At 66.7% G+C, this 12,116-nt stretch carries 7 protein-coding genes; 4 read left to right on the top strand and 3 right to left on the bottom strand.

Annotation, left to right across the window (positions count from 1 at the left end; genetic code table 11):
- Positions 1–139 precede the first annotated feature (139 nt).
- From AEB_RS15535 to AEB_RS15520, 4 genes are all read left to right on the top strand, one after another.
- Positions 140–1,885: a PHA/PHB synthase family protein gene (locus tag AEB_RS15535; protein ID WP_119083941.1), complete on the top strand. Its 1,746-nt coding sequence runs from the start codon at positions 140–142 to the stop codon at positions 1,883–1,885.
- 3 nt (positions 1,886–1,888) lie between these two features.
- Positions 1,889–3,310: a bifunctional enoyl-CoA hydratase/phosphate acetyltransferase gene (locus tag AEB_RS15530; RefSeq protein WP_119083940.1), complete on the top strand. Its 1,422-nt coding sequence runs from the start codon at positions 1,889–1,891 to the stop codon at positions 3,308–3,310.
- Complete coding sequence (locus tag AEB_RS15525; protein ID WP_119083939.1) at positions 3,307–4,497, top strand: acetate/propionate family kinase; 1,191 nt, start codon at positions 3,307–3,309, stop codon at positions 4,495–4,497. Before AEB_RS15530 ends, AEB_RS15525 begins: the two co-directional genes overlap by 4 nt.
- 84 nt (positions 4,498–4,581) lie before the next feature.
- The gene (locus AEB_RS15520) at positions 4,582–7,908 is read left to right on the top strand and encodes a S41 family peptidase (RefSeq protein ID WP_119083938.1); all 3,327 of its coding nucleotides are present in this window, start codon (positions 4,582–4,584) and stop codon (positions 7,906–7,908) included.
- Positions 7,909–7,936: 28 nt separating this feature from the next.
- Here the strand turns inward: AEB_RS15520 and AEB_RS15515 are convergent, their stop codons facing one another.
- From AEB_RS15515 to AEB_RS15505, 3 genes are all read right to left on the bottom strand, one after another.
- Entirely contained in the window at positions 7,937–9,574 is a 1,638-nt protein-coding gene (locus AEB_RS15515; RefSeq protein WP_119083937.1) for a M20/M25/M40 family metallo-hydrolase, read from the bottom strand.
- 71 nt (positions 9,575–9,645) lie between these two features.
- On the bottom strand, positions 9,646–10,569 hold the full coding sequence (locus tag AEB_RS15510) for a response regulator transcription factor (protein ID WP_119084696.1): 924 nt from the start codon (positions 10,567–10,569) through the stop codon (positions 9,646–9,648).
- Positions 10,559–12,094, bottom strand: a complete 1,536-nt coding sequence (locus AEB_RS15505) for an ATP-binding response regulator (protein ID WP_172593130.1) — start codon at positions 12,092–12,094, stop codon at positions 10,559–10,561. Before AEB_RS15505 ends, AEB_RS15510 begins: the two co-directional genes overlap by 11 nt.
- Positions 12,095–12,116 lie beyond the last annotated feature (22 nt).

Here is a 12,116-nt window from a genome sequence, read left to right as displayed (position 1 = left end):
AGCTGCTCACGCCGCGCCATTGCGCTGCGTCAACGACGTCTTTCGCATCGGGCGGCAGAGCTGCGCGAGGACGCCCGTAGCCACCGCCCGCGACACAGGCCATGATCTCGTCCGCACGATCCGCCACAGGGAGGCCGCTATGGAACCCGATACTCATGATCCGCTAGACGGACTGGCCGGTACGCTCGACCGCCTGGCCATGAGCATGGTGGCCCAGGGGACTCATGGGCTGAGTCCGATTACTCTGGCCCAATCGTGGTTTGACTGGCTTGTCCATTTGGCGACGGCTCCGGGCAAGCAGCTGCAGCTTTCTGCCAAATCGGGCCGGAAGGTGATGCGCCTGACGGACTATGTCGCGCGAAGCCGCGCGGGCAAGGCGGGGACGCCGGCTATTGTGCCGCTGCCGCAGGATCATCGCTTTGACGATGCGGCATGGATGCAACCGCCTTTCGACCTCCTTGCACAGAGTTTTTTGCTGGGCCAGCAATGGTGGCACGCGGCGACGACGGAGGTCCCCGGCGTGACCCGCCACCATGAGGAGGTGGTGGAGTTCGTCTCCCGCCAGCTGCTCGACATGGTCGCACCGACCAATTTCATCGCCACCAATCCGGTGCTCCAGCGCCGCATAGCCGAAACGGGCGGCCATTGTCTCGTCGAGGGCGCGCGGCTGTTCCTGGAAGACATGGAGCGGCAGATGCGTGGCCAGCCACCGGCTGGTACAGAGGCTTTCCCCGTCGGCGAGAAAGTCGCCGCGACGCCAGGCAAGGTGGTCTATCGCAACGATCTGATCGAGCTGATCCAGTATGAGGCGACCACGAATACCGTCCGGCCCGAGCCGGTGCTGATCGTTCCGGCGTGGATCATGAAATACTACATTCTCGACCTGTCGCCCGGGAATTCGCTGGTGCGCTGGCTGACCGGGCAGGGCTTCACTGTCTTCATGATCAGCTGGCACAATCCGGATGCGCAGGATCGCGATCTGGACATGGACGACTATCTGCGGCTGGGTCCGCTGTCCGCGCTTGATGCGGTGTGTGCGATCACGGGTGCCAATCAGGTGCATGGAGCCGGCTATTGCCTCGGCGGGACGCTGCTCAGCATTGCCGGGGCCGAACTTGCGCGGCGTCAGGACGCGCGGTTCAAGACGATAACACTGCTGGCCGCGCAGACCGACTTTTCGGAGCCGGGAGAACTCGCCCTGTTCATCGACGAGGCGCAGATCAACCTGCTCGAAGGCGCCATGTGGAGCCGGGGATATCTGGATACGGATCAGATGGGCGGCGCCTTCCAGATGCTGCGGTCCAACGACCTCATCTGGTCGCGCATGCTCAACACTTATCTGATGGGCGAGCGCGCGCCGATGACCGATCTGATGGCATGGAACGCGGACGGAACGCGCATGCCCTATGCCATGCACAGCGAATATCTGCGCCGCATGTATCTGGATAATGAGCTTGCGAAGGGGCATTTCCGCGTGGACGGCCACACCATCACACTGTCGTCGCTGCGCCAGCCGATGTTCGTCGTCGGGACGGAGCGCGACCATGTGGCGCCGTGGCGTTCCGTGCACAAGATCCACATGCTCAGCGATGCGGAGGTGACCTTCGTCCTCACCAGCGGAGGTCACAATGCGGGCATCGTGTCAGAGCCCGGTCACCCCCATCGGCACTATCAGCGCTACACGCGAGCAGCTGACACGGTCGCGATCGATCCCGATGAGTGGCTGCAGCGCGCGGCGAGCGAGGAGGGAAGCTGGTGGCCAGCCTGGGGCACCTGGCTCGGCGATCACAGCGGCGGCCCGGTGCCGCCGCCGCGCCTGGGCAATGCAGAGGCGGGTTATGCGCCTCTTTGTAATGCGCCCGGCCGCTATGTGCTGGAGCGCTGAGCCATGAACGATCCCAACTATATCGAAAACCGAACCTTCGACGAGCTCAAGCTCGGCGACAGCGCGAGCATCTCCCGCACCTTGACGGCCGAAGACATCAAGCTCTTCGCGCTGGTCTCGGGAGACGTCAATCCGGCTCATCTGGACCCGGACTATGCGGCGACCGACATGTTTCATCGCGTGATTGCGCATGGCATGTGGGGCGGGGGCCTTATTTCGGCGGTGCTCGGCACTCAGTTGCCGGGGCCGGGGACAATCTACCTCGACCAGAGCTTCCGCTTTCGCCGGCCGGTGGGTCTGGGCGACGAGATCACGGCCACCGTCGTGGTGAAGGAAAAGCGGCCGGACAAGCAGATCGTGATCCTCGACTGCCGCTGCACCAACCAGCTTGGCGAAGAAGTGATCACCGGCGAGGCTGAAGTTATCGCCCCGGCCGAGAAAGTGCGGCGGCGTCGGGTGGAGCTGCCCGATTTTCGCCTTGCCACGCACGAACACTACCGGCGCCTCCTCGAGCGGGTGCGAGGTGGCACTCCCTTGCCGACTGCGGTCGTGCATCCCTGCGACCCTGCGGCGATCGCTGCGGCGATTGAGGCGCACGACGCGGGCATCGTCATGCCCATCCTTGTGGGCCCGCGCCGCCGGATCGAGGCCGCGGCTCAAGAGGCCGGCGCCGACATTTCGGCCTTCGAACTCGTCGACGCACCGCATAGCCACGCCGCCGCCCACACGGCAGTGGCGATGGTGCGGGATGGCAAGGCGAAGCTGCTCATGAAAGGTGCCCTGCACACCGATGAGTTGATGGGAGCGGTGGTCTGCCGCGAGAACGGGCTTAGGACTGAACGCCGGATCAGCCATGCCTATGTGATGGACGTGCCGGGCCGTGCGGAACCACTGATTATCACGGATGCGGCGATCAACATTGCGCCCGATCTCGATGCCAAGGCGGACATTGTGCGCAATGCGGTGGACCTTGCGAAAGTGATCGGCATCGCCACTCCCAAGGTGGCTATTCTGGGCGCGGTCGAGACGGTCAATCCGGCCATGCCCGCGACTCTGGACGCCGCCGCGCTTTGCAAGATGGCCGATCGCGGGCAAATCGAGGGCGCCATCCTCGACGGCCCGCTTGCGCTCGATAACGCAGTGAGCGTCGAAGCGGCGAGGGAGAAGGGCATCGTTTCGCCCGTCGCAGGGTGCGCCGATGTCCTGCTGGTCCCCAATATCGAGGCCGGCAACATGCTCGCCAAGCAGCTCACCTTTCTGGGCAATGCCGATGCGGCCGGCGTGGTCCTCGGTGCCCGCGTGCCGATCGTGTTGACCAGCCGGGCGGATTCACTGCGCACCCGCCTCGCGTCCTGCGCCGTTGCGGTGCTGCTTGCGCGCGCAGCGACGCTGGCGGCACCAGGGCTCCCGCAGGCCGCGGAATGACGCGCACGCTTCTCAGCCTCAATGCGGGGTCGTCCAGCATCAAGTTCGGGCTTTATTCACTCACGTCGGATGGCAATCTCAGCCGCTTCGCCCGCGGCCAGATCGAAGGCATCGGCACGGCGCCGCGCCTGCATGCGCACAGCGATCAGGACGGGACGGTGGCGGAGCGGACGTGGCCGGACGGAGCGGGGCTGACGCACGAGGCTCTGCTGGCAGCCTTGCTGGAGTGGATCGACGCCCACGCCGGCGGCGCGCCCCTTGCGGGCATCGGCCACCGGATCGTGCATGGTGGCACGCGCTTCGCTGCCCCGGTTCGGGTCGACCCGGAGGTGGTGGCGCAGCTCGGCATGCTCTGTCCGCTGGCCCCGCTGCATCAGCCGCACAATCTCGCTGCCGTCCGCGCGGTGGAGGCCATCGCCCCGCACGTGCCGCAAGTGGCCTGCTTCGACACCGCCTTCCATCACGACATGCCGGCGCTGGCCACGCGTTTTGCCCTTCCGCGCTCGCTGCATGATGAAGGCATAAGGCGCTACGGCTTCCATGGCCTGTCCTACGAATTTATCGCTCGCCGCCTCCTCGAGATTGATCCGGCGCTGGCCGCCGGCCGCGTGATCGCGGCGCATCTCGGCAATGGTGCTTCGATGTGCGCCATGGACAATGGCCGCAGCATCGACACGACGATGGGTTTCACGGCGCTGGACGGCCTGATGATGGGCACGCGCGCGGGCGATCTCGATCCGGGCGTGGTGCTGCACCTCATTCAGCAAAAGGGTATGAGCGCGAAGGCGGTCGAAACCCTGCTGTACAAGCAGGCCGGGTTGCTCGGCGTCTCGGACATCTCGAGCGACATGCACGTGCTGGAGGACAGCGAGGCGCCCGAGGCCGAGGATGCGATGGCGCTGTTCGCATATCGAGCCGGGCGAGAAGCGGGAGCCCTGGCGTCCAGTCTGGGCGGACTCGATGGCATCGTGTTTACGGCCGGAATCGGCGAACACGATGCGGCCATGCGCGCGCGCATCTGTGCGCGGTTAAGCTGGCTCGGCGTGGAGATGGATGGAGCGGCCAATGCTGCGCATGCGGCTATAATCAGCACTCCTGGCAGCCCGGTGACCGTACGGATAATTCCGACAGACGAGGAGCGGATGATCTCGCTTCACACAGCAGCCACACTTGGCTTGCGCGGGTAGGTAGCCGCACTTTTGCGGGATGCGGAAGCTGGCGCAGCCTACTGCGCTTCGCTATCCTGCAGGAAACAAACGGGGCTCCTGCACATGAAGACACTTCGCACTCTCGCCGCGTGCCTGCTCGCGTCCGTGGCCGCAACGGCAGCGGCAGAAGAGGGCTTCTATCAATATCCGGCCGCGCGCGGGGATGTGCTGGTCTTCGCCAGCGAGGGTGATCTGTGGCGTACAGGCCGCGGCGGCGGCAGCGCGATCCGGTTGACCAACCACCCGGCGGAAGAGGCGGATGCGGTGATCTCGCCGGATGGCGCGCTCGTGGCCTTCACGGCCAGCTACGACAGCAAGGCCGATGTCTATGTCATGCCCGTGGCGGGCGGCCCACCCCGCCGCCTGACCTTCGAAGGCGGCTTCGTGCGCACCGTCGGCTGGACGCCGGACGGGAAGGTTATCTACTCTTCCCGCCTCGCCGGCGGCGGACAGGGCGAAGTGCTTTATGTCGTCGATCCGCAAGGTGGTGAGGCGGTGCCGATCCCGCTTTGGCGGGCGAATGACGCAACCTTCGGCCAGGATGGGCGCACACTCTTCTTCACCCGGCGCGGCCTCTATGCCCGCGCGCGGGACAATGCCGTGCTCTATCGCGGCGGCGGCATGGAGCAGCTGTGGCGCTGGCAGTACGGCTCGCAGCAGGAGGCCACCCAGCTGCTCGCCGATTTCGGCGCCCCGATCCGGCACCCCATGGCCTATGGCGGGCGGATCTATTTCATTTCGGACAAGGACGGGGCGGATCAGGTGTGGTCCGTGGCCGAAGACGGCAGCGGCGCGACGGCGCTGTCGCCCAAAATGCCCTTCCCCGTGCTGCAGGCGGATATGGATGCGGGTGACATCTACCTGCAGAACGGCGCCGATCTGTTTGTCTATTCAACTGCGGCGGGCACGCTCCGCAAGCTGGCGATCGACATCGTCACGGATCGCGAACAGACGCGCCTGCGTTCGATCAGCGATCCCCTTCGGCAGATGGAAGCGGCGCGAATTTCGCCTTCGGGGGAGAGCGTTGCCGTCACAGCCCGAGGCCGCGTGGCGCTGGCCGCGCCCGGCCACATCCGGCGCGTCGAATTCGCGACTCCACTGAACGCCCGCGCGCGGCAGGCCGTCGCCGCGCCGGATGGCAAGCGGGCCTTCATGATCCTCGACCAGGGAGAGCGGGGCGACATTTTCGTCATGTCCGCCGATGGATCGGGGGAGCCGGTGGCGGTCACGCGCGGATATGATGCCTATATCTGGTCATTCGCCGTCTCGCCGGACGGAAAGACGATTGTCCTGTGGGACAAGCAGGCGCGGCTGCAAAAAGTCGATGTCGCGAGTGGGCGGGTCACCACGTTGGCGACGAATGAAACGGGCGACGACGCGCCGTTCCACGACCTGGTCTTCTCCGCTGACGGCACGCATATAGCCTATGCCGAGACGTCGAGGGCGAACAACGCCAACACCTCGGACATCTTCGTGCAGAACCTCGCCAGCGGGGAACGGGTGCAGGCAACCTCTTCCAAATACAGCGACTATGCCCCGGCCTTCGCGCCCGATGGTGCATGGCTCTATTTCCTGTCGGATCGCAATTTCCAGCCGACGCCGGACAATCCCTGGGGTGACCGCAACATGGGCGTTGCCTTCCCTGATCGCGGGGAGATCTATGCCCTCCAGCTCGATCCCGCAGCGGACTTCCGCTTCCGCGAGGACAATGAGCTGACCATGTCGGCCGACGAGGTCGAGAAGCGCGATGCTGCCCAGGCGAAGTCAAGCAGCGATGACACCCGCGACGAGGACGACAAGGAGAAGAAGGCGAAGCCCGCGCGGATCGTCCTCACCGGCCTCGCAGACCGGCTGTACAAACTTCCAGTGAAGCCCGGCGTCGAAGGCACGCTGCTGGCGACGAGCGATTTCCTCTACACGGTCAGAGGAGAGGATGTTGTCTCCATCGCGATCGACAAGAAGGACGCGAAGGAAACGACCTTCGCCGAGGGCGCCCAGGACATTTCGCTTTCGGCGGACGGCGAAACCGCGCTGATCGTGGCGGGATCGCCCGACAAGCCGACGCTGGCGCTGGTCCCCGCCAAGGACAAGATGCCGGATAAGACAGAAGCTGACATGGTCCGCCTCGACGACTGGCGGCTGGCGGTGGATCCCCGGGCCGAATGGCACCAGATGTTCGTCGATGCGTGGCGCTTGCATCGCGATTTCGCCTATGATCCAGGCCTGCGTGGGGTGGATTGGGAGGCGGTGCGCGCGCAGCACGAGCCGCTGCTGGACCGCATCGGCCACCGTGCGGAGCTTAACACCATCCTCGGGCAAATGGCTTCCCAACTCGGCATCTTGCACAGCCAAGTCCGCCCGGGCGATCTACCGGAGGACAAGGAAAACAGCGAGATGGCCTTCCTCGGCGCGCGCTACACGCAAGTTCCCCAGGGGTTGCGGATCGACAGCATCTTTCGTGCCGAAGCCGATCTCGTTTCCCTGCGCCCGCCCTTGCGCCGTCCCGGCGTGGATGTGCGCGTGGGTGACGTGATCCGGCGCGTAGACGGGCGGCCGGTCGCATCTCTGGCTGAACTGCGTTCCGAACTCGCTTCGAAGGCCGGGCAGCAGGTGCGGCTCGACCTTGTGCGCGGCGCCACGCCGTTGAGCGCAATTGTGGAGCCCATGACGCTCGAAGGGGAGCAGACCGCCAGCTATCGCGACTTTGTCGAAGAGAAGCGTGCGGCGACGGCGAGCCTCTCGGGCGGCAAGATCGGCTACCTGCATCTGGAGGCGATGGGGCCGGATGACATCGCCAGCTTCGCGCGGGATTTCTTCGCGCAGTTGGACAAGGATGGCCTGATCATCGACGTGCGGAACAACAGCGGGGGCAATGTCGATAGCCTTCTCATTTCCACGCTGATGCGGCGGGCGTGGGCTTACTGGTCTCGGCCCGACGGCAAGGGCGTTCCGACAACCAACATGCAGAACGCCTATCGCGGCCATGTCGCCGTGCTGATCGACGAGCGGACCTATTCCGATGGCGAGACCTTCGCGGCCGGCATCAAGTCGCTGGGCGTGGCACCGCTGATCGGCACGCGCACGGCGGGCGCCGGCATCTGGTTGTCGGACCGCAACCGGCTGAGCGACAGCGGTGCGGTGCGCGTTGCCGAGAATGCCCAATATTCCATCGGCGGGGACTGGATCATCGAAGGCACGGGCGTGAGCCCGGACTATGAGGTGGAGAACACCCCCTACGCTACGTTCCAGGGGCAGGATGCGCAGCTGCAGGCGGCGGTCTCCTTGCTGCAGTCGCGCATTGCGGAGGATCCCATTCCGCCGCTGATGCCGCGCCCGCTGCCACCGCTCGGCACGCCGGCCGCGGGGGTGCAGCCGCTCTCCGCCCGATGATGCCCGCGCGCTATCCGGGCAGGCTCGCCTACCGGCTCAGGCTCTCCTGTCGGATCGGGCGGAACTCTGACCCTTCCTTCCACTCAGGCCACCGGGTGGAGGTGGCGAGGTCGCGCCCCACGGCATAGGCGAGGTCCACGTCCTCGACGGCGGCGGCGAAGTCCAGGTCGGCGCTCCAGGCGTCGCAGGTCTGGTGATAGCAGCGCATGTAGTCGTTGAGCCAGGTCCGGCCCGCCTCGCGCCCGCCCTCGCGCAGGTCGGGAACGCCGCTGATCGCCATGAACAGCAGCGTCGGTACGCCGCGCTTCGCGAGCGAGAAGTGATCGGCGCGGTAGAACAGGCCCCGCTCCGGCAAGGTCTCGGCAGTGACCACACGATGCTGCCGTGCCGCTTCTCGAGCCAGATCGTCCTCCAGCGTGTTTTGTCCCTGGCCGACCAGGATCACATCCTTCGCCCGGCCACCGGTCTGCAGGATGTCGAGCGTGATGTTGGCCACCGTTTGCGCGGGCGGGTAGACCGGGCGGATGGCGTAGGCTTCCGAACCCAGCAGCCCCCGTTCCTCCGCCGTCCAGAAGCCGAACACCACGCTTCGTTCCGGCGCCGGCGCGCTCTTGAAGGCGCGGGCGATCTCCAGGAGCCCGGCCACGCCCATGGCGTCATCATTGGCGCCGGGGCGGATCGTCCGCCCCTCGGCATCCGGGGCGCCGCGGCCATAAGCATCCCAATGCGCGCCGTACATCACGACCTCTTCCGGCCGGGTGGTGCCGGGAATACGGGCGAGCACATTGCGGCTCTGCAATCGGTCATGCGTCACCGGAATATCGGCGGTGAATGTGGCGGTCAGCGGAACCGGCCGGAAATCGGGGGAGCGTGCGGCGCGGCGTTGCGCCGCCAGATCGAGACCTGACGCTGCGAACAGGCGCGCGGCGGCATCGCCTTCCAGCCAGCCCTGCAGTGCCAGCCGGCCCGTGGCGTCGGCGATGTCGTAATTCTCCCCCGCCGGCGCGGTGACAGTGTCCCAGCCATAGCCGGCGCCTTCGGTGTCATGGACGATCAGGGCCGCCACGGCGCCGCGGCGCGCCGCTTCCTCGAACTTGTAGGTCCAGCGGCCGTAGTAGGTCATCGTCCGGTCGCCGAACCGGCCCGCAGCGGGTTCGCCCGGGGCGGCGGCGAAATCGGGGTCGTTCACCAGGAAGACGGCGACCTTGCCCTGGAGGTCAACATCCTTGAAATCGTCCCAGCCGCGTTCCGGCGCGGAGACGCCGTAGCCGACGAACACCATGGGCGCCTGTGCGATCTCGACCCGGTCCACTGGCTTCACCGTGCTGACATAGACGTCGCGGCCCTGCGCGAGGTCCAGTGTCGTTCCGCCGGCGCGGGCGAGGGTGCGGCCCGGCTGCAGCTGCGTGCGCACTAACGGCACCGGTTGTGTCCATTCGCCGCCGGGGCCGCCCGGCTCCAGCCCGATCGCCTGCAACTGCCCGATCAGCCACTCGACCGTCCGCGTCTCGCCCTCCGTGCCGGGCGCGCGGCCCCCGAAGGGTTCCGACGCGAGGACGCGCACATCGTCGGAGAGGCGAGCGGGCGAGATCGGGCGGTCGGCGGGCTGCACGGTCGCGCATCCGGCGAGCAGCAGCAGCGGCAGGGCAAGGGCATGATGTTTCATGCGCGGGAGGCTAAAGGGCACCGCCCCGTATCACAAGGCGCGTGGCGGGAAGCGGCGGGAGCCGCGCTGCGCTATCCGTCCGAAACTGCGCGGGCGGCGATCGCGGCGGCGGCGGCGCGGGTCTCCACGCCCAGCTTCCGAAAGACCTGTTCCAGGTGCTTGTTCACCGTGCGCGGGCTGATGCCCAGGATTTCGCTGATCATGCGGTTGGACTTGCCGTAGCTCACCCACAGCAGCACTTCGGCCTCGCGCGGGGTCAGCCCGTTCTGCTTCTGCAACAGCGCCACGGCGGCGCCTTCGCAGATCTCGGAGAGGCGGATCAGATGCTCTCCGGGGCGGCCGTTCTCCAGCGGGGTCAGCTCGATCTCGCAGTCGGCCAGGGGAATGCGCGCGGAGGCACCCGAAGGCGCGTCGTCGCTCACCAGCTGGCGCGCGGGCAACCGAAGCGGCTCGGGCAGCTGCCCGCTATCGGGGCTCCACGCCGGATCGGCCTTCGCCAGCAACGCCTGCGCGCGTGGAGTGCACCACAACAGCGCGCCCTCCGCATCCAGCGCGACGAGGTGCCGACCGGCCTCGTCCAGCGCCAGCCGCGAGCGGAGCGACAGCCGCGCATTGGCGAGGTGCACGCGGATGCGCGCCAGCAGCTCGTCGATCACGATCGGCTTGCGCACATAATCCACGCTGCCGCTCTGGAAGGCGGCGACGGCGTGCTCCGGCTCGGCCAGTCCGGTCATGAAGATCACCGGAATGTCGGCGGAGGCAGGATCGCGCTTGATGCGCTGCGTGGCTTCCAGCCCGCCGAGCCCCGGCATCACCGCGTCCATCAGGATCAGATCGGGGGTGACATGGCGCAGCAGTTCGATCGCCTGTTCGCCGCTGCGCGCGATCAGCACGGTCATCCCTTCGCGTTCCAGCGTGTCTACCAGGAAGCGCAGCGACTCCGGCGTGTCGTCCACCACCAGGATGCGGTCCCCTTCGGGCGCGTCAGTCGCCATGGCGCCCCGCCTTTCGCGCGATCGCCGCCAGCGCTTCGAGATCGAAAGCATCGAGGCACACGCGCATCTCCGCCACTAGCGGCCCGAGCTCTTGGAAAGCCGCCGCCAACTCGTCTATCCGCGCCTCGATCGCGCGCACATGGCCAATGCGGACCAGATGTTCGATCTCGCCCAGTGCGGCGCGCGCTTCCGGCGGAAGGGGTAGCGCGGCGGGGGCGGAGCGCCGCGCGGGCAGGCGTGCCTCCGGCTCGCCCGGGCCGATCCATTCGAGATGCAACTGGCCGGAAATCACATCCAGCAGTGCGTTGAATTCGAAGGGCTTGAGCAGGAACATATTGTTCGCCGCGTGCCCATCCTCGCCCGGATTGAACTGATGCGCATTGGCCGAGAGCATGACGATGCGCAGTGCTGGCCCATGCTCCCGCCGCAGGATATCCGCCGTTTCCCAGCCCGATTTCCCGGGCATGGAGATATCCAGCAGCACCAGATCGGGCGGCGCGCTGCGGGCGATCGCGATGCCTTCTTCCCCATCCTGCGCAGCCAGCACATCGAAGCCCAGCGGCATCAGCAGTTCGCGCAGCATGGCGATCTGTGCCGGATCGTCGTCGATCAGCAGGATGGTGCGGCGCGCCCCCGCATAGCCGGTTACGACCGCTGCAGGCGTGGCATCCGCCGGCGGGGACAGCGGCTGGGAGAGCATCAGCCGCACCGTGAAGCGCGACCCCAGCCCAGCCTCGCTCGTCACCCGCATGTCGCCGCCCATGATGTCCACCAGCGCACGGGTTATGGCGAGGCCCAGCCCGACCCCGCTTTGCCGATGGACCGACGCGTCACTGCCACGCTCGAACGGGGCGAAGATGCGTTCCTGATCCGCCGGGGGGATGCCGATCCCCGTGTCGACGATTTCGAACGTCGCCAGTTCGTTGCGATAGCTCACCGCCAGCGTGACGCTGCCGCTCTCGGTAAACTTGATCGCATTGGAGAGGAGGTTGATGAGCACCTGCCGCACGCGTTTCTGATCGCCGCGGACGAATTCGGGCAGCGCAGCCGGGCGCTCGAGATGGAAGGTCAGCCCCTTGGCGGCTGCATTCGCCTCGAACATATCCACCATCTGCGCCAGCAGGGCAGGGAAGCGAATGACATCGCGGTTGAGGCGTAGGGCGCGCGTTTCGATCTGCGAGATATCAAGCAAGCCCTCCACCAGATTGGCGAGATGTTCGGAGCTGCGGCGGATGGTTCGCGCCGCCTGCACGGCCCCGGCACCGTCGGCGCGCTCCAGCAGTTGGGCATAGCCATAGATCGAATTGAGCGGGGAGCGGATTTCATGGCTGACGCTGGCGAGAAAGCGGCTTTTCGCCGTGTTCGCCGCTTCAGCCGCTTCCTTGGCGCGCCGCAGCTCCGCAATTTCGGCCTCGCAGGCCGCGATCCGGTTATGGAGTGCGGCAATCTCGGCATTGCCGCGCAGCAGCCGCCGCGCGGCGCCGGCAAGCCGGCCGAACGGCGGAGCCTGAGCGGTTTCGTTCACGGCCGCACCGGCGGGCAGGGGG

The organism is Altererythrobacter sp. B11, assembly GCF_003569745.1.
GTDB lineage: Bacteria > Pseudomonadota > Alphaproteobacteria > Sphingomonadales > Sphingomonadaceae > Croceibacterium_C.
Note: the sequence above shows the minus strand (reverse complement) of the source record. Positions and strands in the feature narration are given on the sequence as shown.